General features: G+C 40.4%; 25 protein-coding genes. 11 read left to right on the forward strand and 14 right to left on the reverse strand.

Annotated elements, in window-relative coordinates; all coding sequences use genetic code 11:
* Window positions 1–103 precede the first annotated feature (103 nt).
* Window positions 104–619 carry a GspH/FimT family pseudopilin gene (locus tag MN869_RS04310; RefSeq protein WP_241304709.1) on the reverse strand — a complete coding sequence of 172 codons (516 nt, stop codon included), beginning with the start codon at window positions 617–619 and terminating at the stop codon, window positions 104–106.
* Window positions 620–984: 365 nt separating this feature from the next.
* Between MN869_RS04310 and omp38 (MN869_RS04315) the strand changes: the two genes are divergently transcribed.
* Window positions 985–2001: an outer membrane protein Omp38 gene (omp38, locus tag MN869_RS04315; protein WP_005206103.1), complete on the forward strand. Its 1017-nt coding sequence runs from the start codon at window positions 985–987 to the stop codon at window positions 1999–2001.
* A gap of 458 nt (window positions 2002–2459) precedes the next feature.
* Window positions 2460–3560 carry an outer membrane protein Omp38 gene (omp38, locus tag MN869_RS04320; protein WP_004802880.1) on the forward strand — a complete coding sequence of 367 codons (1101 nt, stop codon included), beginning with the start codon at window positions 2460–2462 and terminating at the stop codon, window positions 3558–3560.
* 130 nt (window positions 3561–3690) lie between these two features.
* On the opposite strand, the gene MN869_RS04325 is transcribed toward omp38 (MN869_RS04320), so the two are convergent.
* From MN869_RS04325 to MN869_RS04345, 5 genes are all read right to left on the reverse strand, one after another.
* The gene (locus MN869_RS04325; RefSeq protein WP_005206101.1) at window positions 3691–3849 is read right to left on the reverse strand and encodes a hypothetical protein; all 159 of its coding nucleotides are present in this window, start codon (window positions 3847–3849) and stop codon (window positions 3691–3693) included.
* Window positions 3850–3853: 4 nt separating this feature from the next.
* Window positions 3854–5059, reverse strand: coding sequence for an RtcB family protein (locus MN869_RS04330; RefSeq protein WP_241304710.1), 1206 nt, complete (start codon window positions 5057–5059; stop codon window positions 3854–3856).
* A 251-nt stretch (window positions 5060–5310) separates the two neighbouring features.
* Entirely contained in the window at window positions 5311–6768 is a 1458-nt protein-coding gene (locus MN869_RS04335; RefSeq protein WP_243306905.1) for an amino acid permease, read from the reverse strand.
* Window positions 6769–6786: 18 nt separating this feature from the next.
* Complete coding sequence (locus MN869_RS04340) at window positions 6787–7803, reverse strand: class I SAM-dependent methyltransferase (protein WP_241304711.1); 1017 nt, start codon at window positions 7801–7803, stop codon at window positions 6787–6789.
* 62 nt (window positions 7804–7865) lie between these two features.
* Window positions 7866–9224 carry a uracil-xanthine permease family protein gene (locus MN869_RS04345; RefSeq protein WP_241304712.1) on the reverse strand — a complete coding sequence of 453 codons (1359 nt, stop codon included), beginning with the start codon at window positions 9222–9224 and terminating at the stop codon, window positions 7866–7868.
* Window positions 9225–9400: 176 nt separating this feature from the next.
* Between MN869_RS04345 and typA the strand changes: the two genes are divergently transcribed.
* From typA to MN869_RS04360, 3 genes are all read left to right on the forward strand, one after another.
* Window positions 9401–11236, forward strand: a complete 1836-nt coding sequence (typA, locus tag MN869_RS04350) for a translational GTPase TypA (RefSeq protein WP_017402215.1) — start codon at window positions 9401–9403, stop codon at window positions 11234–11236.
* 245 nt (window positions 11237–11481) lie between these two features.
* Window positions 11482–11913, forward strand: coding sequence for a large conductance mechanosensitive channel protein MscL (gene mscL, locus MN869_RS04355; RefSeq protein WP_004652374.1), 432 nt, complete (start codon window positions 11482–11484; stop codon window positions 11911–11913).
* A gap of 158 nt (window positions 11914–12071) precedes the next feature.
* A complete protein-coding gene (locus MN869_RS04360) occupies window positions 12072–12404 on the forward strand; it encodes a gamma-glutamylcyclotransferase family protein (RefSeq protein ID WP_005206086.1) in 333 nt (110 codons plus the stop codon).
* A 61-nt stretch (window positions 12405–12465) separates the two neighbouring features.
* Here MN869_RS04360 and MN869_RS04365 read toward each other — a convergent pair whose 3' ends face one another.
* Together MN869_RS04365 and mutM are read right to left on the reverse strand one after the other, a co-directional pair.
* Window positions 12466–12756 carry a peptidylprolyl isomerase gene (locus MN869_RS04365; RefSeq protein ID WP_004802898.1) on the reverse strand — a complete coding sequence of 97 codons (291 nt, stop codon included), beginning with the start codon at window positions 12754–12756 and terminating at the stop codon, window positions 12466–12468.
* A gap of 30 nt (window positions 12757–12786) precedes the next feature.
* The gene (mutM, locus tag MN869_RS04370) at window positions 12787–13608 is read right to left on the reverse strand and encodes a bifunctional DNA-formamidopyrimidine glycosylase/DNA-(apurinic or apyrimidinic site) lyase (RefSeq protein ID WP_241304713.1); all 822 of its coding nucleotides are present in this window, start codon (window positions 13606–13608) and stop codon (window positions 12787–12789) included.
* A 210-nt stretch (window positions 13609–13818) separates the two neighbouring features.
* Between mutM and MN869_RS04375 the strand changes: the two genes are divergently transcribed.
* A complete protein-coding gene (locus MN869_RS04375) occupies window positions 13819–15987 on the forward strand; it encodes a TonB-dependent receptor (RefSeq protein ID WP_241304714.1) in 2169 nt (722 codons plus the stop codon).
* 38 nt (window positions 15988–16025) lie between these two features.
* Here MN869_RS04375 and MN869_RS04380 read toward each other — a convergent pair whose 3' ends face one another.
* From MN869_RS04380 to MN869_RS04400, 5 genes are all read right to left on the reverse strand, one after another.
* Complete coding sequence (locus tag MN869_RS04380) at window positions 16026–16826, reverse strand: tetratricopeptide repeat protein (RefSeq protein WP_005206079.1); 801 nt, start codon at window positions 16824–16826, stop codon at window positions 16026–16028.
* Window positions 16827–17077: 251 nt separating this feature from the next.
* Complete coding sequence (locus tag MN869_RS04385) at window positions 17078–17800, reverse strand: DsbC family protein (RefSeq protein WP_017402217.1); 723 nt, start codon at window positions 17798–17800, stop codon at window positions 17078–17080.
* A gap of 83 nt (window positions 17801–17883) precedes the next feature.
* A complete protein-coding gene (locus MN869_RS04390) occupies window positions 17884–18237 on the reverse strand; it encodes a protein tyrosine phosphatase (protein ID WP_241304715.1) in 354 nt (117 codons plus the stop codon).
* Entirely contained in the window at window positions 18209–18439 is a 231-nt protein-coding gene (locus MN869_RS04395) for a hypothetical protein (RefSeq protein ID WP_005206076.1), read from the reverse strand. The genes MN869_RS04390 and MN869_RS04395 overlap by 29 nt, the downstream gene beginning before the upstream one ends.
* Before the next feature lie 89 nt (window positions 18440–18528).
* Window positions 18529–19251, reverse strand: a complete 723-nt coding sequence (locus MN869_RS04400; RefSeq protein ID WP_005206074.1) for a folate-binding protein YgfZ — start codon at window positions 19249–19251, stop codon at window positions 18529–18531.
* 182 nt (window positions 19252–19433) lie between these two features.
* Here MN869_RS04400 and MN869_RS04405 point away from each other — a divergent pair, with 182 nt between their 5' ends.
* From MN869_RS04405 to MN869_RS04425, 5 genes are all read left to right on the forward strand, one after another.
* Complete coding sequence (locus MN869_RS04405; RefSeq protein ID WP_171550298.1) at window positions 19434–19886, forward strand: SRPBCC family protein; 453 nt, start codon at window positions 19434–19436, stop codon at window positions 19884–19886.
* 34 nt (window positions 19887–19920) lie between these two features.
* On the forward strand, window positions 19921–20283 hold the full coding sequence (locus MN869_RS04410; protein ID WP_005206072.1) for a DUF2004 domain-containing protein: 363 nt from the start codon (window positions 19921–19923) through the stop codon (window positions 20281–20283).
* Window positions 20284–20307: 24 nt separating this feature from the next.
* Window positions 20308–20664, forward strand: a complete 357-nt coding sequence (locus MN869_RS04415) for a DUF488 domain-containing protein (RefSeq protein WP_241304716.1) — start codon at window positions 20308–20310, stop codon at window positions 20662–20664.
* Between the two features lie 51 nt (window positions 20665–20715).
* Window positions 20716–21060 (forward strand): zinc ribbon domain-containing protein YjdM, encoded by a 345-nt coding sequence (locus MN869_RS04420; protein WP_241304717.1) that lies wholly within the window; start codon window positions 20716–20718, stop codon window positions 21058–21060.
* A gap of 147 nt (window positions 21061–21207) precedes the next feature.
* Window positions 21208–21543: a YegP family protein gene (locus MN869_RS04425; protein WP_005192866.1), complete on the forward strand. Its 336-nt coding sequence runs from the start codon at window positions 21208–21210 to the stop codon at window positions 21541–21543.
* Window positions 21544–21600: 57 nt separating this feature from the next.
* Here MN869_RS04425 and MN869_RS04430 read toward each other — a convergent pair whose 3' ends face one another.
* Window positions 21601–23316, reverse strand: coding sequence for a proline--tRNA ligase (locus MN869_RS04430; protein ID WP_005206069.1), 1716 nt, complete (start codon window positions 23314–23316; stop codon window positions 21601–21603).
* Window positions 23317–23404 lie beyond the last annotated feature (88 nt).

Raw genomic sequence — 23404 nt, forward strand, 5'->3', positions numbered from 1 at the left:
CTCCACACTTATAATTTATAAAAATGTTCCAAACTTAAGCAGTATAGTAAAAAAAGGATCGGAATAAAGGGTTTTACTTATTTTAGGCTAGACTGAGGAGTTTTTAGCAACTTGATAACTTTTCAAAACGAATATTGCCCATACGGCTCAAGACAATCTTCGTATGGTGCTGAGGGGATTCAGAGCAGTAGACAAAGCTGCCATTGGAGGCAAAGGGAAGGCCGTTCTCAGCTTGAAAAACAAGAGAGTTGGGGCTTCGTCCAAAAGACCTAAAGTTGAGGTAACCATATTTATGGTTCAAAGGGACGCTAAAGAGGAGAGTCTCATTCTGATCACGTTGGTTGTTTCGATTAATATCAATAAATCCGATAAAACCTTTATTCCAATTTGTGTCACAGTTCTCGAAATTTGAACTTGGGCACAGCATCACATTTTTATGATGAAGTTGTGCATCCGTTTTTGCTTTTTGTATATGAATTGTGAGGATTCTTTTAAGGTGGTTTACTTCAGTAGAGATCATCATTTCACGAAAATGGGGGATTGCAACAGTAATCAAAATTGTCAGAATTCCAAGGGTGATGACTAATTCAATCAAAGTAAAGCCAAATGGTTTAAACATATTCTACCTATCTATTTTTATTAATTTTTTTATTAACAGTGTGTTAAATGAAAACTTAATTTCGCTAGTGAGTATTTCTAAAAAAAAAATTAAGATATACTAAAGCATAAGTTCCTGAACAATAATTCAATCAGATACCCGATGGGAATTGAAAATTTACTGAACTACAACGGAAATTGTAAGAAATTTTGTCAATAATTTATGAGGTTAAAGTTATCAAGCACTTGGAAAATTCATCAAATGTTTGTATGATTCAAAGTGAAGTGAATAGCTGAAAAAATAATACTGTAGAACACCTGTGTTCTCAGGACGAAAAATCATAGGCTGAGCTTACACAAAACAATTGTTATCTCTGGAGGATATCCATGAAATTGAGTCGTATTGCACTTGCTATGCTTGTTGCTGCTCCTTTAGCTGCTGCGAATGCGGGCATAACTGTAACTCCATTATTGGTTGGTTATAGCTGGCAAGACAGTAAGCATAATAATGACAACCTAACAACTCATGCTGAGTTGCAGGATGATTTATTTGTTGGTGCTGCATTAGGCGTTGAATTAACACCTTGGTTAGGTTTTGAAGTTGAATATAACCAAGTGAAAGGTGATCTTGACGGTACTGGCGTAGCTAATGCTGAATATAAACAACAGACAGTTGCTGGTAATTTCTATGCAACTTCTGACCTAATCACTAAAAACTATGACAGCAAAATTAAGCCGTACGTATTATTAGGTGCTGGTCAAACTAAAACTGATTTTGATGGTATCTATGAAGTTAAGAAAGATACTATTGGTAATGCTGGTTTAGGTGCTTTCTGGCGTTTAAACGATGCTTTATCACTTCGTACAGAAGCTCGTGGTACTTACGACTTTGATGAGAAGTATTGGAGATATACAGCACTTGCTGGCTTAAACGTAGTTCTTGGTGGTCACTTGAAACCTGCTGCTGCAGTAGTAGAAGTTACTCCAGTTGCTCCAACTCCAGTTGCTCCACAGCCACAAGAGTTGACTGAAGATCTTAACATGGAACTTCGCGTATTCTTCGATACGAACAAGTCTGACATCAAGCCGCAATATAAGTCTGAAATTGCTAAAGTTGCAGAGAAGTTAGCTGAATACCCGAATGCGACTGCTCGTATTGAAGGTCACACAGATAACACTGGTCCACGTAAGTTGAACGAACGTTTATCTTTAGCGCGTGCTAACTCTGTTAAGTCTGCACTTGTAAATGAATACAACGTGAATGCAACTCGTTTGACAACTCAAGGTTTCGCTTGGGATCAACCGATTGCTGACAACAAAACTAAAGAAGGTCGTGCTATGAACCGTCGCGTATTCGCTGCGATCACTGGTAGCCGTACTGTTCTTGTACAACCTGGTCAATAAGCTCAATAATTTGAGTTTATGAACTAAAAAAAAGCGACTCGTTAGAGTCGCTTTTTTTTATGTATATATAGGTTTTTGTAGCATTGATGTAAAACTAAAACATAAGGATTCAAAACTAGAATAATCTTGCCTTAACTTTGGATACATTGTGGGAATTATTTAGTTTTATTGAAAAGATTTTGATACCTTGTTAAAATTTTGATTAAAAAGTGATAAGCTCTCACAGCTTTATTAGATGTTGTTAAAATAGAATTTTCTAGATTTTTGGGAGAGAAATAAGTGGTTTTTTCAGTGGCTGCTAACTAAATGTTGTCAAATACTTGGAAAATTGATCAGGTATTTGTATGATTCAACATAAAGTGAATGACTGAAAAAGATACAATAAGATTATTTCTCAGTATTCAAAAACTATTAGAGTTTAGAGAACAAACAATTTTTTGTTTTTTGGAGGATATTCCATGAAAATGAGTCGTATTGCACTTGCTATGCTTGTTGCTGCTCCTTTAGCTGCTGCGAATGCGGGTGTAACAGTCACTCCATTAATGCTTGGTTATCACTGGTACCCTGAGAATGCTCAGGACAAAATGCGTGATACTTTAACAGATCGTGATCCGCAGGGTCGTGGTGATGCTGGAAGCTTAAAAAATGGCGTTGCGTTACAGAGTGATTTACTTGTTGGTGCTGCAATTGGTGTTGAGTTAACTCCTTGGTTACAAGCAGAGATTGAATATCAACAAACAAAAGCTGACGCAGCTCGTAATGAGAAAACTAACTTTAATGGTCAGCCGTGGGATGCTAAGCAACAAACTTTAAGTTTGAATGCAATTGCTACTGCTGATGTGTTTACTGGTAATTATGACAGTAAAATCAAGCCGTATGCTTTATTAGGTGTTGGTCATTCTAAAATTACAGTAGATAACCCAGGTTGGGATCGTCGTTCATATGACACAATCAGCAACTTAGGTGGTGGTGTGTTATGGCAAGTAAACGATGCTTTAACACTTCGTACAGAAGGTCGTGCAGTTTATAACTACGACAATAAGTGGTGGGAAGGTCAAGCCTTGGCAGCACTTCAAGTTGTTGTTGGTGGCCACTTGAAACCTGCTGCTGCTCCAGTGGTGGAAGTTGCTCCAGTTGAACCAACTCCAGTTGCTCCGCAACCACAAGAGTTGACTGAAGATCTTAACATGGAACTTCGTGTCTTCTTTGATACGAACAAATCTGTTATCAAACCACAATACAAAACTGAAATCGCTAAAGTTGCTGAGAAGTTAGCTGAGTTCCCGAATGCGACTGCTCGTATTGAAGGTCACACAGATAACACTGGTCCACGTAAGTTGAACGAACGTTTATCTTTAGCACGTGCTAACTCTGTTAAGTCTGCACTTGTAAATGAATACAACGTGAATGCAACTCGTTTGACAACTCAAGGTTTCGCTTGGGATCAACCGATTGCTGACAACAAAACTAAAGAAGGTCGTGCTATGAACCGTCGCGTATTCGCTGCGATTTCTGGTAGCCGTACTGTTTTAGTACAACCAGGTCAACAAGCTCAGTAATTTGAGTTTATGAACTGAAAAAAGCGACTCGTCAGAGTCGCTTTTTTTATATGAGGGATTTAAGTAATAAAGCATTGGGATTCTCCTTTTTGTTTAATGGGGTTAAGGTATTTCAATCACTATCAATTATTTACCATATCTCTTTTTTTAACTGCTGCTTAGTATTTTGTCTTTCACGACGATGTTGTGCTCGAGGCTTCTCGGTTTCATGAACTCCACCTTTGTGTAATAAAGGTGAAAGCGCTACAGGGTTACGGACCTTAATTTTTGGCATTTCTTTGAGTTTCATTTGATTATCCTTTGATACATAAGATTTGTTTTAGTGTATGTACGATTTCAATCAAGTCTGATTGGTTTGCCATGACTTGATCAATATCTTTATAAGCAGCCGGAATTTCATCAATCACCGCACTGTCCTTTCGGCATTCGATGCCTTGGGTCTGCTGAATCAAGTCATCTTGGCTAAACAGCAGTTTTGCCTTGCTGCGGCTCATTTTTCGTCCTGCACCATGTGAACATGAACAGAAGGACTCAGGATTTGCTTTACCTTTAACGATATAAGAACGAGCTCCCATTGAACCTGGAATGATGCCTAATTCATCTTGGCCCGCTCGAATTGCCCCCTTACGTGTGATTAAGAGATCCTCACCAAAATGAGTTTCTTGACTGACGTAATTATGGTGGCAATTAATCGCTTCTTTGGTCATTTGAAAAGGGGGGAGTAATGGTCGAATTGCCTCTAAAATCAGACGCATCATTTCACGTCGATTTTCAAACGCATATTCTTGTGCCCACTCAACAGCTTCCACATAATCATTAAAGCTATTTGAACCTTCCGCAAAATAACTCAAATCTTTATCTGGTACATGTCCAAATCGATGCTGAGCTTCTTTCTTTGCCAGTTCGATGAAGTAGGTTCCAATCACATTGCCTAAGCCACGGCTGCCTGAATGTAGCATCACCCAGACATCCTGATTTTCATCAAGGCAGAGTTCGATAAAGTGATTACCACCACCTAAAGTTCCCAGTTGTTTCTGCCAAGTGGCATCAAACTTTCTTAACATTCGAACTAAGCCGGGATGTTTTTTAATGATGGGTTGTAAGCGTTTTTCAAGTGGGATGATACTTGAAGCTTTTGCTTTCACTTGTTTATGTAGTTCAAAGCCTACAGGGACTTTGCGTTCGATTGCATGACGTAGCGGTGCAAGGTTGTTTGGAAGCTGTGAAGCTTTTAGATTGAGCCTTATTGCGTTCATTCCACAACCAATATCAACACCTACAGCGGCAGGAATGATGGCGTGTTTGGTTGGAATGACGCTGCCTACAGTGGCGCCTTTACCTACATGCACATCAGGCATCACGGCAATATGTGAATAAACAAATTGCAGTTGTGCCATTTTTTTCAGTTGTTCAATACTTTCGCTATCAATATCGTTCGTGAAGATTTTCACTGGAACGCCATATTGTGCATCTGCATTGAGTATTTTTTGTATGCCCATAAGATTCTCTCTTATTATTGTTTCCGTCCGAATAGGCATAAAAAAACCTAGCGAATGCTAGGTTGAATAGAGCATTCGGACAAGTGATCAATCGATTTGTACACTTGTCCGTGAGTCGACAGTGCCAAACCTTATTGTGTGGTTCCTTGTGGTAATGGCATGTTGTCGTCCTCCTATCATATGGTGCCGTTGAAAATATGAGCGAGATTTTACTCATATTTTCAATTGGGTCAAGTAAAAAAGCGGTTTTTTTATTCGCCTTCTTTCACATTCATGTCTTTATATGCAATCAGTTTGGTCTTGTGTTTCCACTTATAACCCAGCCAAATCGCCAAGAATAATGGAATACTAATATAGGTTGAAATTAAACCTAACCAGTCAATTTTTCCGCCAAGTAAAGCTTGGTAGTTTTGACCTAAGATGATGATTGAACAAAGAATAAATGCAAACCAAGGTGCAAATGGGAAGAATTTGGCACGGTAAGCCAGATCTTCAACTTTATAACCCTGAGCAATATAACCTTTACGGAAACGGTAGTGTGAAATCGCAATACCTAGCCAAACAATGAAACCACACATTCCAGACATGTTGAGTAACCAGTTAAAGACTTGTTTCTCGCCAATATAGGTGGTCAGGAAGCACAGTGCAGCAACCGCAGTGGTCGCATAGAGTGCATTCATTGGTACGCCACGGCCATCCAGTCTTGAGAACCACTTAGGTGCACGACCTTGTTTTGCCATATCAAATAGCATACGGGTAGAAGAATACATGCCCGAGTTACCAGCCGATAAGATCGCACTCAGAATAACCGCATTCATCAAACTTGCTGCAAAGGCAAAGCCTGCTTTTTCATACAATAAGGTGAATGGTGAGAGGGCAATATCTTCACTTTGCGCTGCTTTTAATAGTAGTGGATCATCATAGCTGACTAACGTACCGATGATGAAAATACAAAGGATATAGAACAGTAAAATACGCCAGAAGATTTGTTTGATCGCCAATGGAATGGTCTTTTTAGGATCTTTCGATTCACCTGCCGCAACCCCAACCATTTCAGTTCCCTGAAAGGAGAATCCAGCAATCATGGCCACACCGATTAAGGCTTGCAAACCACCAACAAAAGGCGCTTCTTTATAAGTCCAGTGCTGAAATACCGATACATTGGGTGTCATCATGATTTTAAAAATCATCCAGATACCAATGATGATAAACACGATAATCGCGATCACTTTGATCAAAGAGAATAAGAATTCACTTTCACCAAAGCCTTTAACGGTTAAGGCGTTAATTCCAAAAATGATGGCAAGGAAAATGGCACTCCAGTAGAAACCTGGAATATCAGGGAACCAAAACTTCATGATGAACTGAACGGCAACCAGTTCAAAGGCAACCGTAATCGCCCAGTTATACCAATAGTTCCAACCTAAGGCGAAACCAAAGCCATCTTCGACATAGCGGCTACCATAGGTAAAGAATGCACCAGACGTTGGATTGTGCGTGGCTAACTCACCTAAGCTGGTCATCAAGAAATAAATCATGATACCGATGAGGGCATAGGCCAATAACGCACCACCTGGACCCGCAGTGGCAATGGTTGAACCTGAAGCAAGGAATAAGCCTGTGCCGATCGATCCACCAATGGCAATCATGTTCAGGTGGCGAGCCCCGAGCTTGCGCTGAAGGTGTTGAGGAGCAGATGTATCGCTCATAAAAATTCCTTAAACTGTTTATTTCGCACAGGCATATAACACCTTGAATCCTTGTTGATCGGCTTTCACCAGACATTCACCAAAGCTTTGTTCAATTAGAGGAGGGTAGTTTAGAAAACGGTTTGCTACGATCCATAATTCACCTGAATTTTTCAGATGTCTTTTCGCACGTTGGCAAAGTTCCTCACTCGCATCGTAATTGGTATGAATTCCCTGATGAAAAGGCGGATTGCTGACGATCGCATCTAAATCATTCGGTGCATCTACAAAACCAGTGACAGCTTGGAGATTTAACTGAGTTAAATTGAGACCATTTCGTTGAAAGGTCAGTTCAGTAGACCGTAATGCAAATGCATCAACATCAAGTGCAAAAATTTGCCGATTCGAATCTAGTTTGGCCAAATAGGCACTAATAATTCCAGCGCCACAACCAAAGTCGGCAATCTTACCTGATTTTACTTGACTAAGGTAAGGGACTAATACGGCTGTTCCGACATCTAAATGATCTTGACTAAATACACCAGGCAAGGCACAGATATTTAACTCTTCTTGATCTATTTGAACTGTATAAGTTTTTAACCAGTGTTCAAGTGGTTTTAACTGCTCTGTTCTTTCGATCTTCATTTGCCAAAGTTGGCAGTGACGTGCACTGTCAAGTTTTAGTGTTTTGCCATATTGCAATAATTGTTTTGCTGCCCGCTCAACGCCGCCTTTTTTTTCACCAACCAGAAAAATATTTTGATCAAGTTTTAAATGGCTAACGACAACGTGCAGAATATAATTCAGGAGTTCTTTAGACTTTGGAACGAAAATAACAACCTGATCAAAAGTTGCTTGTGGGAATTCCACGGAAAAATGAGAGCGAATTCCAGAGCTGATAAAACCTTGATGATCAGCATAATTCCAAGTCCATACTGAGGCTTGGACTTTATTGGGTAAAGTTTTGGCGAGTTGATCATTTGGGGCATTAATCAGTAAAACTTGCCCGCTTAAATAATCTTGCTGTCTGATGACAACTTCACTACGTGGATCCATTTTGATCTCTCATCAAAAACAAAGCCCAGTCGTGAAACTGGGCACTTGTGATGGTTGGATGATTATTTATGTGTTTCAGGTAAAACAATATTTAAAATTAGGGCAGCGATACCGCCTGTTGCAACACCAGAACTAAAAATATTCTTAAATAATTCAGGTAGGTGCTCAAGGATTTGAGGTACTTGTGCAACACCTAAACCCAAAGCGAGCGAAATCGCAATAATTAACAAAGCACGACGGTCAAGGTGAATACTAGAGAGAATATTGATTCCAGAAGCAGCAACTGCGCCAAACATGACCATGACAGCACCACCAAGCACCGCTTGCGGCACGGCTTGAATCACAGCTGCAACAGCAGGGAATAGCCCTAAAATAACTAGGAGTACTGCAATCCAAATCCCGACATAACGACTTGCGACACCAGTAAGCTGAATGACGCCATTGTTTTGTGCAAATACAGAACTTGGGAAGGTATTGAAGATACCTGCTAGGAAAGAGTTGACACCGTTGACGAGTACGCCACCTTTGATACGTTGCATCCAAACAGGACCATCGACTGGCTGATTAGATATTTTACTGGTCGCGGTAACATCACCAATCGCTTCGAGAGAAGTAACTAAATAGATGAATGCCATTGGAATGAACAAACTCCATGAGAAGCTGAGTCCAAAATGCATCGGGGTTGGAATTTGAATCAAGGGAGCATCACTGAGTACTGAAAAGTTTAAATGGCCCATGAATCCAGCAAGAATATAGCCAATCACCAGTGCGATTAAAATTGCTGAACTTTTCACCCAAATAATTTTGATACGATTTAATAGAATAATAATGCCAAGCACGGTGCATGACATAATTAGGTTATCTGCATTGGCAAAGGTGTTGTCCTGCATTGCGGTATAACCACCGCCCATGCTAATCAAGCCTTCTTTAATCAAAGTAAGGCCAATCAACAGCACCACAATACCTGTGACTAACGGCGTAATCAGCTTTTTTACCCATGGCAAAATTCGAGAAACGCCCATTTCAATAAATGAACCCGCAATCACAACACCAAAAATGGCTGCCATGACTTGTTCAACAGGTGTACCCGCAGCAACCATTGCGCTCCCAATACCAATAATTGGGCCGATAAAGTTAAAACTTGTACCTTGGACAATGAGGAGTCCTGCACCGAATGGACCGACCTTTTTACACTGTAAAAAGGTTGCAATTCCTGAAATGATTAAAGACATCGAAAGGATCATGTTGGTGTCTTCACGAGAGACGCCAAGTGCCAAACAAATCAGTAAACCGGGGGTGACAATCGGGACTAAAATCGCCAAAAGATGCTGTAAAGCGGCTAAAAATGCAACAAAAGGTTTCGGTCGATCATTGAGTCCGTAGACCAGATCAAGCTGCTGCTGAGGTTGTGAATTCGACATGGGAGTATAAAAAGCGAGAGGCATTAGTGGAATATTCTAATAGAGTTAGCTCGCTTTACCAACGATTCTATGACACTTCGTCAGAAAAAAAGTGCACTGTCAATAAACTGTCACTACTAAAGTTTAGTATTTTTCTGTATAATTTGCCCTCAAATTTAAAGCGTATCGAATTTTACATGTCAGATATTAAAACTCTCCGTAACATTGCCATTATTGCGCACGTCGATCATGGTAAGACGACTCTAGTCGACAAACTTTTACAACAATCAGGTGCTCTTGGTGATCGCGCAGGCGAGATTGAACGTGTTATGGATTCTAACGCGCTTGAGTCTGAACGTGGTATTACCATTCTTGCAAAAAACACTGCAATCAAATGGTTAGACGCACGTACAAACACCGAATACCGCATTAACATTGTGGACACCCCAGGACACGCCGACTTCGGTGGTGAAGTGGAACGTGTAATGTCGATGGTTGACTGTGTATTGCTTCTTGTAGATTCACAAGAAGGTCCAATGCCACAAACTCGTTTCGTAACGCAAAAAGCGTTCGCGCGTGGTTTGAAGCCAATCGTGATTATCAACAAAGTTGACAAGCCAAGCGCGCGTCCAGATTGGGTAATCGATCAAGTATTTGATTTGTTTGACAACCTTGGTGGTACAGACGAACAGTTAGACTTCCCAATCGTTTATGCTTCAGGCTTACGTGGTGTTGCTGGTCCTTCACCAGAAGAATTAGCGGAAGACATGACACCGTTGTTCCAAACGATTGTAGATATTGTTGAACCACCAGCAGTTGATGTTGATGGTCCTTTCCAAATGCAGATTTCATCACTTGACTATAACAGTTTCGTTGGTGTTATCGGTGTTGGTCGTATCCAACGTGGTTCAGTAAAATTAAACACTCAAGTGACTGTAATTGATAAAGAAGGTAAGACTCGTAACGGTCGTATCTTAAAAATCATGGGTTACCACGGTTTAGAGCGTGTTGATGTAGAATCTGCATCAGCTGGTGACATCATCTGTATTACAGGTATTGATGCATTAAACATTTCTGACACGATTTGTGATCCGAAGAATGTAGAAGCTTTACCGCCATTGTCTGTAGATGAGCCAACAGTTTCGATGACGTTCCAAGTAAACAACTCACCATTTGCTGGTAAAGAAGGTAAGTTTGTAACTTCACGTAACATTCGTGAACGTCTTGATCGTGAATTGATTCACAACGTAGCATTACGTGTTGAAGATACTGACAGCCCAGACCGTTTCAAAGTTTCTGGTCGTGGTGAACTTCACCTTTCAGTATTGATCGAAAACATGCGTCGTGAAGGCTTCGAAATGGGCGTATCACGTCCACAAGTAATCATGAAAGAAATCGATGGCGAAAAACAAGAGCCATTCGAAAACGTAACTTTTGACGTTGAAGAACAACACCAAGGTTCTGTAATGGAACAAATGGGCTTCCGTAAAGGTGAGATGACCAATATGGAAGTTGACGGTAAAGGCCGTATCCGTATTGAAGCAACTGTACCTTCACGTGGTTTGATTGGTTTCCGTTCAGAATTCTTAACCATGACTTCTGGTACAGGGATCATGACATCAAGCTTCTCGCATTACGGTCCAGCAAAAGCAGGTACTGTTGCGAAGCGTCAAAACGGTGTGTTGATCTCTATGGTTCAAGGGACTTGCTTGGGCTATGCACTCTTCACACTTCAAGACCGTGGTCGTCTGTTCGCTAAACCACAGTTAGAAGTATATGAAGGTATGATCATCGGTATTAACTCTCGTTCTGATGACATGGTTGTTAACCCAACTAAAGCGAAGCAGTTAACTAACGTTCGTGCATCAGGTACTGATGAAGCTTTGACTTTAACACCTGCAATGGAATACACGCTTGAACAAGCGCTTGAATTCATTGAAGATGATGAATTAGTTGAAGTAACTCCAAAATCGATTCGTATTCGTAAGCGTTACTTAACTGAAAACGAACGTAAGCGTAACCGCGATAAATAATTTTTCTTCACTGAAAAATGACAAAACCGCTAAATTTATTTAGCGGTTTTTTATTGCATAAACCTAAGGGGAGGGACATGCTTAAACACATATTTTTATTAAAATAAAAAGTGTTGTTAAAGTGTGAAATAACTTTCTTTTTTTGATAAAAATATTAAATTATCAACATTATGTGGATAACTGCGCCTGTGTAATAAACAATGCAAAAACAGGCTGCGATCAAGTTCAACTCTGGAGAGTTATAGATGAGTATTATTAAAGAATTTAAAGAATTTGCCATCAAAGGCAATATGATGGATTTAGCGATTGGTGTCATCATTGGTGGTGCTTTTGGTAAAATCATTGATTCATTAGTGAAAGATATTGTGATGCCAGTGATTTCATGGATCTTGGGTGGTGATGTGGATTACACCAATTGGTTCCTTATCCTCGGCGACAACCCGAACAATGTGACAACCCTGAAAGCAGCACAGGATGCAGGACTGAATGTATTTGCTTATGGTAGCTTCTTAACTATTCTGATTAACTTCTTGTTATTGGCATGGGTTGTATTCTTGTTGGTGAAAGTGATGAACCGTATCCGCAAACAAGAAGAGGCTGCGCCTGAGCCTGAAGCAACACCTGAAGATGTTCAATTGTTACGTGAAATTCGTGATGAGTTGAAAAAACAAGGTTAATTTGTCTTGAATAAAAAAACGGCATTTGAAATGCCGTTTTTTTATTGCCTATTAAAATAGATTGGCACTGGATAATGCGGTGAAAATCATCATTTCACATAGAAAAATTGCTGCTTTCATTTTAAGATGCTGTGCATATGATCGGGGGATTAACCAACATGAACCAATTATTTGTTTACGGCACGCTGTGCCCAAATCGAGAAAATGCCCATATTTTGGGTGGAATAGGCGGTGACTGGCAGCAGGCTTCGGTGCATGGCACCATTCATATTTTGGATTGGGGGCCAGATCAAGGTTTACCTGCAATGGTTTTGAATGAGGCTGATCCGTTGGTTGAAGGTTATTTGTTTAGCACAGAAAAATTAGAACAGAATTGGCAAATGTTGGATGATTTTGAAGGGATACAATATCAACGTGTAAAGGTTCAGGTTCAGTTGTCTGATGGCAGCACAAGATTGGCATGGACTTATGTGATGAAGCCTCAGGATTAAAAGGTTTATTCTTGGAACAGGCTGTTGAGCTTAAATTAGAATTTAAGCTCAACCCCAGCGATTATCTCAAACCATCCATACGGAATTTGACTTCGACCAGATGGAAGCCAAACTGGCTTTTAATCGGACCATGTAAAATACGCTCTGCTGCGCTAAAGACCAGTTTATCGATCACAGGGACCAACTGACCTTTTTTCACTTCACCGAGTTCACCACCACGTTTTGCTGAATTACAGGTTGAATATTGCTTGGCAACCTTGCTGAAATCCGCACCCGACTGAATCCGTTTTTTTAGCTGTTCAGCTAAGTCTTTGTCTTTAACTAGAATATGTCGAACAATCGCAGTTTGCATGATGTGTTCTCCTTTGTACATTTCATAAGCTTACGCTTTTTTTAACTTCAGTGGCTGGCATTGTGGGCAGAATACACTGGCACGCTGACCTAATTTCATGTTTTCTAATGGGGTTTCACAATTCACGCACATTTCACCAGCACGCCCATAGGCCAAAAGCGTCTGCTGAAAATAACCATTTTCACCCATTGCATTGCTATAGTCACGTAAGGTTGAGCCACCTAAGTCAATCGCCTGTTTTAAGATGCGTTTAACCTCAATGACCAACTTTTCCACTTGTGCTTTGCTCAGCGTCGAAGCAGGTTGTGCTGGATGAACCCCGATGTTGAATAAACTTTCAGTCGCATAAATATTGCCGACACCAACCACCACATGGTTATCCATCAAAGCAATTTTAATGCCGACATTCTTTTTACTCAGTTTTTCATAAAGGTAACCCGCATTAAAATCTTCGCTTAATGGTTCAGGACCAAGCGTGTCGATCAATTTACTTTGATTCTGTTGGTCTAACCACAAAATACAGCCAAAGCGACGTGGATCATGGTAGCGAAGTTGCAGATCTTCAAAATCAATCACCAGATGATCATGCTTTCTGAGTGCTTCATTGGGTTCACATAGACGAAAGCTACCAGACATGCCCAGATGCCAGAGCATATGGTCTTGTTCAAATTCAGCTAAAATGTATTTCGAGCGACGTTTAAGTTGAGTCAAACGTTGTCCAACCAGTTTTTCGAGATCGTTTGGAATGGGCCAGCGTAAACTTGCATTCAAGACGTTGACCGCTTGCACACGTTGTTGCAACAACGGCAGCAGGCTGGTTTTGGTGGTTTCAACTTCAGGAAGTTCGGGCATAGAAAGCTCAAGTTGTTTCAACAACCATACAATGAGGGCAAATGTTTCACTTACAATTATGGCGGTATTTAATTTTATTTACCAATGCCAATCAGTAACCAGATTATTGATGATTTTGGCTAAAGTTAATGATGTAAGACAAATATAAAATAATCAGATGCTTACTTTTAAAAATCATCCTTTCGAAATTTTGAGAAATAAGGAATCTTCATGCCTTCACTGAAAATTAACCTTTTATACGGTTGCGTCGCAATGTGTATGGGGGCGGGTAGTAGCGTTGTCTGGGCAGCTGAATCAGATGCGGATCAAGCGGTGCAGCTTCCAACGATCAAAGTTGAAGCGACACGAACCAATACCACGTATATGCAAACCCCTGCATCGATCTTTAGAGTGGATATGCCTCAAAATGATCAATCTGCGCAGGTGAACTTAACCGAAGTGGTGAAAGGGATTCCAAGTGTTCAATTACGCAATCGCGAAAATTACGCGCAAGATTTGCAGCTCTCGATGCGTGGTTTTGGTGCGCGTTCTACCTTTGGTGTGCGCGGGATCCGTTTATATACCGATGGTATTCCAGCAACGATGCCAGATGGTCAAGGTCAAACCTCGAATATTGATTTAAGTAGCCTCAGTCATCTTGAAGTATTAACTGGTCCATTTTCATCACTGTATGGCAACTCATCAGGTGGGGCAATCTTGGCGACGACCAAAGAAGGCCAAGGCAAAGATTCGATTGAGATGAGTTATGCGGGAGGCAGTCATAACAAGAATCGTGCAGGTCTGGTACTACAGGGCGGTGCAAAAAATCAAAATGAACCGAGCTATATCATCAGTTCCTCGTATTTTGATACCGATGGCTATCGAGACCACAGCAGTGCAGAAAAAGTCTTAAATAATGCGAAACTGACGTGGAACTTGGATGATGGTAGTAAAATTAATTGGATCACCAACTATGTCAAGATTCATGCCGATGATCCCCAAGGCTTAAATCGAACCCAATGGCAGCAAAATCCGCGTCAGGTGAATGATGCGAATAATGAATATAACGTTCGTAAAGACATTGAGCAAACGCAAACGGGTATGACTTGGTCTAAACCGATTAATGATCAACATGAGTTGTATGCCATGGCATATTTTGGCAATCGTCAGGTGACTCAATATCAATCGATACCAAGATGTAGTTTTAAAAAAGACACTCGAGAATGTATCCCTAACACTACACAACTAAATAAGAATCACGCTGGTGGTGTGATTGATTTTGAACGCAATTATTATGGTGCTGATTTCCGCTGGACAGGTAAAGAACTATTGCAGAATACAAGCTTCAGTGCAGGGCTTGCGGTTGATAGCATGGATGAAGATCGTAAAGGGTATGAGAACTTTAATCTGGTTAATGGTTCACCATCTTATGGGGTGAAAGGCACATTGCGTCGCGATGAAGACAATACCTTGTGGAATGTTGATCCCTATTTACAAGCCTCTTGGCAGTTTTTACCGACTTGGCGTTTAGATACCGGTGTGCGTTATAGCAATGTGCATTATAAATCTAAGGATCATTATTTAAGTAATGGCGATGATAGTGATAAAACGGATTATAACAAGGTGTTACCGTCGGCTGCCTTAAGCTGGCAAATTGTACCTGAGTTATTGGCCTATGCCAGTTATGCTAAAGGTTTTGAAACCCCAACGTTTACTGAAATGGCTTATCAAGCTGATCCTAAAAAGTCTGGGTTTAACTTTGATCTAAAACCATCGACTAGTGATAATTATGAACTTGGCTTAAAATCACAAAATCCGCTAGGTGATTTCACCTTGGCTGTTTTCCAAAGTAAAACCAAAGATGATATTGTTTCAGCAGGCACTTCAAATGGACGTGCGACCTTTCGGAATGCTGATAAAACCTTGCGCCAAGGGGTTGAGTTGGCATGGAATAAAAAGCTCTGGAAAGATCTGGAAATCAGTAGCAGTTATGGTTATTTAGATGCCAAGTTTGATACCACAATTCCGGCTGTAGGTACGGTCAAGGCTGTTGAAAAGGGCAATGCAATTCCGGGGATTGCCAAGAACCAAGCTTTTCTTGGCTTGGCGTGGAAACCAGAGCAAGGCTTCTATGCAGGTGTTGATACTCAGTATATGGACAAGGTCTATGTTGATGATATCAATAGTGATGCAGCACCAAGTTACACCATTGCTTCAATCTATACTGGATATGCATGGAAATATGCAGATTGGGGCATAAATGGCTTTGCGCGTGTCGACAACCTGTTTGATAAAAACTATGCGGGTTCTGTGATTGTGAATGATAGCAATAGCCGCTTCTTCGAACCTGCAGATGGGCGCAACTGGAGTGCGGGGATTAAAGTCAGCAAACAATTCTAAGTGAAAAGAGCAGCATTTATTATGCTGCTCTTTGTTTTCTACTTTTTAGTTGCTGCTTTTTTTGCTGCGATTGCTTCTTCAACCTTGGCTAAAGATTCTTTCGCATTGGGGTAGTTTGCTTCAGCTAAACGAGAAAAAATATTTTTTGCCTGCTCTAAATCTTGATCGATAATGTTGCCATTAGCAAGCATGTTACCCAAAATCATTAGAGATGGCGCATAATTTTTCTTGGCAAGATCTTTCAAGCTTTCAACCGCTTGTTGTTGCATGAAAGGGTTTTTATTCTTTACGCCAATTCCAAGATCATATACTGCTTTTAAATTCTTCGCTGGATAATAGTCCTTTCGGAGTAAAGGGAGCAACCTCTGAATGGCAATTTGGTCATATTCTGGTTTTCCTTGTCTGAATAATAAATCAGCAAACTCAACAGTTGCTTCATCTGAGCCTTGAGTCGAGGCCTTATCTAAATACTCTTTATATTTTTGCGGATTATGTGTTAAGCCAAGCGTACTTTTATGGTAGGCCTGCGCTAGGACATAGCTTGCTGGTCCATAGCCTTTATTAGATGCCTCTTGGTAATACTGCAACGCTTTTTTATCATCTTTTACTGTACCTTGGCCAAGTTGAGTCATATAACCAAGATTATAGACAGCTTGCTTATTTCCTGTTGTGGCTAAGCGTTGCATTTCTTGGAAGGCAGCAGGGTAATCCTTTGCTTCATAAAGTTGAGTCGCTTTAGTAAATGCAGGATCAGGTTTAATCGTTGACGTTTTAGGGGCAGCTGCGAATGTTGCATGGCTTGCAATCGTCATTAAACTTGCGATAAGCAATTTTTTCATGTTTATTTTTTCCTTTCATGTTGATCTGCTTTCATCCTTTGCATAGCAGAACTCAATATGCTGTTCCCATCATAAAAGTTTAGTTAAAAATGTAAATAAGGATTTTGTATAAATCTTAGCAAATGGAAGAGACTGAACTGGAACTTTATTTTTATTTAGTTGTTTAAAGTTAATGTCTTAGGTTGAAAAATATGAAAGAAGGCTTGAGATTTTTTGTGGCAGAAAAGTCAACAAGCCTTCATATTTAATCTTTATTTTGGGGGACTGGCTTCTTGTAAAAGTTGCTCAATTTGTTCAGCATTTTGTGGACTACCAGAGAGCCGCATCCCATTTTGCAAAAATAAAGTTGGTGTTCCATCGATTTGTAATTTTTGACCTAGGGCGAGATTCTTCTGAATAGGGGTTTCACACTGTGCTGCATTTTTAGGTGCTTTACGGTGCAGCATATAATCTTCCCAAGCTTCATACGGGTTTTTCGAACACCAAATTTTATTCGCAATCGTTTCTGCTTGAGGATGTAGTCTCTTAAGCGGGAACAAGAACAGATACACGGTGACATTATCAACCGAAGTCATATGTTGCTCAAGCTTTTGGCAATAAGGGCAATCAGGATCGCTAAAGACATAGAGGATACGTTCCCCATTACCTTTTACATATTTAATTGCTTGATCGAGCGGCAGCTGTTTAACATCAATTTTACCAAATTCAGCCAAGCGCTCTTCGGTTAGGTTTTTCTTATTTTTGACATCGAGGAGGTTACCAAAAAATAGGTATTTGGCTGTTTCATCAGTATAAATAATTTTACCTGCGGCATAGACTTCATAAATACCGGGTAAAGGAGAGGGGCTGACGGATTTGACTGGAATATCAGGATAATTCTGTTTGAAGTTTCGTTCCAGTGTTTTGCTATCGGCATGTAGGCTTTGTACGCTGAGAAGGCTCAGACTGAGTGCAGATAACCATGTTTTGATCATTATTTTCATGAGAAATCGGTTGTATTGAGAATAGGTGAACAATAACCTTCATTTCGATTCTCGACAAGAATGATCGTTAAACTTTATTTCAAATAAGGCTGCATTGCCAATTGCAGCAATTCGATTAACTCAGCATCCATATAGTGATAGTCATCGGGAATATCGAGCACGAACACTTGCTTATGCAGGAGCTGTTTGGAAAACTGTTGTTTGATCTGTTGCTTGTGTCGAGACTCCATTACAAAAATTTGTTCAGCCCAAGCAATATCCTTTAAAGAGAGAGTATGTTTGGCGTGACGGCTAGTCCCTGCTGAACGGGTATGTAAGCCATACCCTTGAACGAAAATACGTTCGGCTGTAGGACTGCGCCATTGATTGCGACTGCAAATGAAAAGAGTGTTCAGTATGTTAAATCCAAGAGTTGAAATGAGCTTCACGTAAATATTTTGCTTTGGAAATTCGAGGATATTCAATTCTTAATTGCTTGGCACGTGCAAGTTTATCTTGTCGTGTATACAGATATTTCCATTGTTTGGGAGGTTTCCAACAGAGAGAATTATGCCTACAGTCTCGACCACGAAATAGAAATTTTTGTTTACGCCGCCACGCTCGATTACGTTGTTGTGCTACATCATCCATATTAAAAAACTCATGAGTTGATCGGGTTCAGCCGCCGCGATAACACATGAGTTTTCAATATAAAATCAAAGCCTGATTTTTACAAGTATTTAGCTTGGTCTTGCTACATCACCATTAAGCGTTTCTGGTAAATCTAAAACGATTACGCCGAGTTCTTCTAAAGCAACGGGTTTGGCAATCACCAGTGCTAAATAGCCTTCTTCAAACGCAATACTATTGACTACTTCAACATCTTTATTGAGTTGAGTTGCAGAGGCAGGAAGATCACCTTTGGCTTGGATTAAATGAAGCCAGTGTTTTGGTTTAGCTTTAAACCAAAGACGTGCCACGATTTCCTGACCAAGGTAACAGCCTTTATCAAAATGCACGCCATCACGTTGATGTAAACGTAATTCTTGAGGTTGGAACAAATGTTCCGTTGTTTGGGTAATCCAAGCCTGTCCAGACTGAATTGCCTGAACTTGCCAAGTATCGATATCTGTCATTGTTGTAGAAAACTCGGTTTGTGTACCGACAACAGTTGGATAAACTGTTCCAACTTCTTCTAACTTCATTTTAGAAAAGGCACCAAACTTTTTAATATGCTTAGAAAATTCTTCTGCCTGATCTTGAGTAGTCACAAGTTCAAAACTTTCTGGATTTAATCTTTTAATCCATAAACCAAAATGAATACGTCCTTTTAAATCACAAATAGCAGTATAGCGACTTTCATTTTCAGGCAAGCGTTCTACATGAACCGTCACTTGACCTTGTAAAAATTTTTGTGCATCGACACCATTTAAACTAAAAGCAGTAAAACCAAGCTGACTCATAGATCAATCCTAAATCTGCGTTCTGAACACTAAAAGATGGATTGTTATTTTGCGCCATTTTTCACAAAAAAGCAGCTTGAGATTCTCGATATTCGTGCTCAAATGAGCGATTGAAGGCATAGCTTTTGTACAATAAATCGCTATGATGAATCGATCCAACAGAATAATAGTGATATTGGAGAATAATAATGACAGGCACAGTTCGATTACATCGCGTATTTAATGCGCCACCTGCACGTGTGTATAACGCATTTCTTGATCCTGATGCATTGGTTAAATGGCTGCCTCCGCATGGATTTACCGCAAAAGTTCATCATTTAGATCCACAACAAGGTGGAACTTATAAAATGTCATTTACCAATTTTTCAACGGGGAGCTCGCATTCCTTTGGTGGAACCTATGTTGAACTGGTGCCCAATGAGCTTCTGCGTTATACCGATCGCTTTGACGATCCGAATTTACCGGGTGACATTCAAGTCACAATTCAATTGAAGCAAGTGCTTGTCGGCACAGAAATACAGATTACACAAGAGGGAATCCCGGATGTGATTCCTGTAGAGGCATGTTATCTGGGTTGGCAAGAATCACTTTATTTATTGAGCTTATTGGTGCAAGCAGACATACCAGATCAATAAGAAAAACAGTTTAAATCTTAAATACAGAGTTTTGATGATCATTACATTGGGGGATGCTATGTCAGAACAAGCGATTGTTGAACGCCGTGAACAACTTGCGCGTATCGCCATGCGGGAAGCTTTGGAAAATCAACAAGCCGAAGATAGTGTGGAATTGTTTATTCAACACCATCTGGAGGAAGTGGAGCCAGCATATTGGAAAAAGCACTTTGCAACTTCAACGCCATCACCTATACAGGTGTTAGAGTTTTTGGTGCTTGCCCATCAGTGGGAAGATGAGGACTTAGACAGTTATGATATGCTGGATTTTACCTTGCCAGACGAAATCACCAACTATGTGATTTGTGTGAGCTTTGACTCCAAAGGGCAGGTCATAGATATTTCAATGGAAAGTTGAACGGGTAAGGTGCTGGAGAGTCATGTGCAAATCGAGATCAAACGTATTTATGATCCTGTAGAACCAACCGATGGGCAGCGTGTACTGGTTGACCGTTTGTGGCCAAGAGGAATTTCTAAAGAGCGTGCGCATTTGGATGTTTGGCTCAAGGAAATTGCACCTTCTACAGAATTGCGGCAGGCCTTTTGTCATAAGGCTGAGCACTGGCTCAGCTTTCAAGAAGGGTATTATCAAGAGCTTAAAGATAATCCTTATGTGCACCAGCTCCGAGAAATGGCAGCGCAACAGCAGTTGACGCTCATTTATGCAGCTAAAGATCCTGAGCTGAATCATGCTTTGGTACTTAAAAATTATTTACTTGGCAAAGCGATTCAAGCCTAAATTTTGAAAAACTGTGTCTATCCATCATAATAGTCGTTTTGAGTTTCTTTTATGTCTTTTCCACATTGCCCACAATGCCAATCAGAATACACTTACCAAGATGGCGACTTATTGATTTGTCCTGAATGTTCACATGAATGGAAGGAGGGGGAAGCATCTGCTTCAGAATTGCAAGACATTATTAAAGATGCCAACGGTAATGTATTGGCTGATGGTGATAGCGTTACGGTTGTTAAAGATTTAAAAATTAAAGGTTCATCATCTGTCGTTAAAGTGGGAACGAAGGTAAAAAGTATTCGTTTGGTGCCTGATGCAAGCGATGGTCATAACATTGATTGTAAAATTGATGGTGTGGGTGCCATGAAATTAAAATCTGAGTTTGTGAAGAAAATTTAAATTCTTATTTAGGAGCATGAAAATGCTCCTTTTTCTACCTGATACAAATTACCAAAAGTGAACAAAAAACAATCTTCTTAAACGATGAGAGCTGATCTATATTGGATGAGATAACAATCAGTACTAACTCCAAAAATAGAGGTCCTTATGGCAGGATGGTTCGAAGTAAGTCAAGCGAGTGATGGGCAATATCGTTTTGTATTAAAAGCAGGAAATGGTGAGCCAATTTTAAATAGTGAATTATATAAAACCAAAGCAGCTGCGCAGAATGGAATTGCATCTGTACAAAAAAATAGTCCAGATGATGCACGCTATGAGCGATTAACATCTAAGAATGATAAGCCTTATTTTAATTTAAAAGCCGCTAACCATCAGGTGATTGGTACCAGTCAGCTGTATTCAAATGAACAGTCTCGTGATAAAGGTATTGAGTCTGTAAAAAATAATGGGCCATCAGAAACCATTAAAGATTTGACTGTTTAAATCAGCAATAAAAAAAGCCGTTTCAATGAAACGGCTTTTTTACAGATAGAATTGAGATTAGCGAACAAGTTTTGCTAATAATTCTTCTTTATTAAGGTTAGTCGCTTCAGCATCACGACGGCCTTTATATTCAAAAGTACCTGCATCCAAACCTTTCTCACCGATCACGATACGGTGTGGAATACCCATCAACTCAAGATCAGAGAATTTCACGCCTGGGCGTTCGTTACGATCATCTAATAATACGTCATAGCCTTGTGCTTGTAATTCAGCATAGAGCGCTTCAGCTGCTTCAAGCGTACGTGGTGATTTATGTGCATTCATTGGCACAATTGCAACTTCAAAAGGTGCAATCGCTTGTGGCCAAATAATACCTTTATCATCGAAGTTTTGTTCGATCGCAGCAGCGACAACACGTGTTACACCAATTCCGTAACAACCCATGGTGACGGTAAATGGTTTGCCATCTTCACCTAAGACTTTACAGCCCAAAGCTTCAGAATACTTTGTACCGAGTTGGAAAATATGACCAACTTCAATACCACGTCTAATTTGGATTGTCCCTTTACCATCTGGAGAAGGGTCACCTTCAACCACATTACGTAGGTCAAACACTTCCGTGAATCTCGCATCGCGGTCCCAGTTTACACCCGTTGCATGTTTGTCGACTTCATTTGCACCCGCTACAAAGTCAGACAATACCGATGCAGCACGATCCACAATCACAGTTAAGCCTTTTTCAAGCAGACCTTGAGGACCGCAGAAACCAGCTGTTAGGCCGTGTTGTTGCAATTGTTCTTCAGTTGCAAAAGCTAAAGGTGCAGCAATCAATGGATGCTTTTCAGCTTTAATATCATTGAGTTCATGGTCGCCACGAAGGAACAATGCAACAACTGGTGTATTGCCTTTGTCGTCAGTTGGACCTTGTACCAGCAATGCTTTAACAGACTGTTTGGCATCAGCATTTAAGAACTGGCAAACATCAGCAATGGTTTTTTGATTTGGTGTATCAACTAAGGTTAATGCTTGAGTTGCTGCAGCACGTTCACCAACTAAAAGCGCTTCTGCCATTTCAACGTTTGCGGCAAAGTCAGACTCTGTCGAGAAAGCGATGTCATCTTCACCACTTGATGCAAGTACATGGAATTCATGCGATGCAGAACCACCAATTGAACCTGTATCTGCTTGTACTGGACGGAAGTCCAAACCTAGACGGGTAAAGATACGGCTATAGGTGTCGTACATAACATCATAGGTTTCTTGTAATGATGCTTGGTCAGCATGGAAAGAATAAGCATCTTTCATGATAAATTCACGCGAGCGCATCACACCAAAACGTGGACGAATTTCGTCACGAAATTTGGTTTGAATTTGATAAAAATTCAATGGCAGTTGCTTATAGCTTTTCAGCTCGTTACGGGCTAAGTCGGTAATCACTTCTTCGTGAGTTGGACCCAGTACGAAAGGATTGTCATGACGATCTTTAAAGCGTAATAACTCTGGGCCGTATTGTTCGAAACGACCAGATTCTTCCCAAAGCGCAGCAGGTTGTGTAACCGGCATGAACACTTCCAATGCGCCTGAACGGTTCATTTCTTCGCGAACAATCGCATCCACTTTCTTTAAAACGCGCGTTCCCATGGGCAACCAAGAGTATAAGCCAGAAGCGAGTTTACGAATCATCCCCGCACGTAACATGAGCTGGTGTGAAATCACTTCAGCATCATTTGGGGTTTCTCTTAACGTTGCAAATAAAAAGCGGCTTGCGCGCATGGAAACTGTCCTAAAGTTAAGTGTTATTTAAAAAGTGCTATAAAATGAGCAAAAATAATGGGCTCAGTTTTGAGCAATGGGCATTATG

It is taken from the genome of Acinetobacter sp. NIPH1876 (genome assembly GCF_022808535.1).
Taxonomy (GTDB): Bacteria; Pseudomonadota; Gammaproteobacteria; order Pseudomonadales; family Moraxellaceae; genus Acinetobacter; species Acinetobacter higginsii.

What these genes read in the sequence shown, in the direction of transcription:
- MN869_RS04310 (WP_241304709.1), bottom strand. Translation starts at nt 619, where the DNA reads ATGTTTAAACCATTTGGCTTTACTTTGATTGAATTAGTCATCACCCTT.
- omp38 (WP_005206103.1), top strand. Translation starts at nt 985, where the DNA reads ATGAAATTGAGTCGTATTGCACTTGCTATGCTTGTTGCTGCTCCTTTA.
- omp38 (WP_004802880.1), top strand. Translation starts at nt 2,460, where the DNA reads ATGAAAATGAGTCGTATTGCACTTGCTATGCTTGTTGCTGCTCCTTTA.
- MN869_RS04325 (WP_005206101.1), bottom strand. Translation starts at nt 3,849, where the DNA reads ATGAAACTCAAAGAAATGCCAAAAATTAAGGTCCGTAACCCTGTAGCG.
- MN869_RS04330 (WP_241304710.1), bottom strand. Translation starts at nt 5,059, where the DNA reads ATGGGCATACAAAAAATACTCAATGCAGATGCACAATATGGCGTTCCA.
- MN869_RS04335 (WP_243306905.1), bottom strand. Translation starts at nt 6,768, where the DNA reads ATGAGCGATACATCTGCTCCTCAACACCTTCAGCGCAAGCTCGGGGCT.
- MN869_RS04340 (WP_241304711.1), bottom strand. Translation starts at nt 7,803, where the DNA reads ATGGATCCACGTAGTGAAGTTGTCATCAGACAGCAAGATTATTTAAGC.
- MN869_RS04345 (WP_241304712.1), bottom strand. Translation starts at nt 9,224, where the DNA reads ATGTCGAATTCACAACCTCAGCAGCAGCTTGATCTGGTCTACGGACTC.
- typA (WP_017402215.1), top strand. Translation starts at nt 9,401, where the DNA reads ATGTCAGATATTAAAACTCTCCGTAACATTGCCATTATTGCGCACGTC.
- mscL (WP_004652374.1), top strand. Translation starts at nt 11,482, where the DNA reads ATGAGTATTATTAAAGAATTTAAAGAATTTGCCATCAAAGGCAATATG.
- MN869_RS04360 (WP_005206086.1), top strand. Translation starts at nt 12,072, where the DNA reads ATGAACCAATTATTTGTTTACGGCACGCTGTGCCCAAATCGAGAAAAT.
- MN869_RS04365 (WP_004802898.1), bottom strand. Translation starts at nt 12,756, where the DNA reads ATGCAAACTGCGATTGTTCGACATATTCTAGTTAAAGACAAAGACTTA.
- mutM (WP_241304713.1), bottom strand. Translation starts at nt 13,608, where the DNA reads ATGCCCGAACTTCCTGAAGTTGAAACCACCAAAACCAGCCTGCTGCCG.
- MN869_RS04375 (WP_241304714.1), top strand. Translation starts at nt 13,819, where the DNA reads ATGCCTTCACTGAAAATTAACCTTTTATACGGTTGCGTCGCAATGTGT.
- MN869_RS04380 (WP_005206079.1), bottom strand. Translation starts at nt 16,826, where the DNA reads ATGAAAAAATTGCTTATCGCAAGTTTAATGACGATTGCAAGCCATGCA.
- MN869_RS04385 (WP_017402217.1), bottom strand. Translation starts at nt 17,800, where the DNA reads ATGATCAAAACATGGTTATCTGCACTCAGTCTGAGCCTTCTCAGCGTA.
- MN869_RS04395 (WP_005206076.1), bottom strand. Translation starts at nt 18,439, where the DNA reads ATGGATGATGTAGCACAACAACGTAATCGAGCGTGGCGGCGTAAACAA.
- MN869_RS04400 (WP_005206074.1), bottom strand. Translation starts at nt 19,251, where the DNA reads ATGAGTCAGCTTGGTTTTACTGCTTTTAGTTTAAATGGTGTCGATGCA.
- MN869_RS04410 (WP_005206072.1), top strand. Translation starts at nt 19,921, where the DNA reads ATGATCATTACATTGGGGGATGCTATGTCAGAACAAGCGATTGTTGAA.
- MN869_RS04420 (WP_241304717.1), top strand. Translation starts at nt 20,716, where the DNA reads ATGTCTTTTCCACATTGCCCACAATGCCAATCAGAATACACTTACCAA.
- MN869_RS04425 (WP_005192866.1), top strand. Translation starts at nt 21,208, where the DNA reads ATGGCAGGATGGTTCGAAGTAAGTCAAGCGAGTGATGGGCAATATCGT.
- MN869_RS04430 (WP_005206069.1), bottom strand. Translation starts at nt 23,316, where the DNA reads ATGCGCGCAAGCCGCTTTTTATTTGCAACGTTAAGAGAAACCCCAAAT.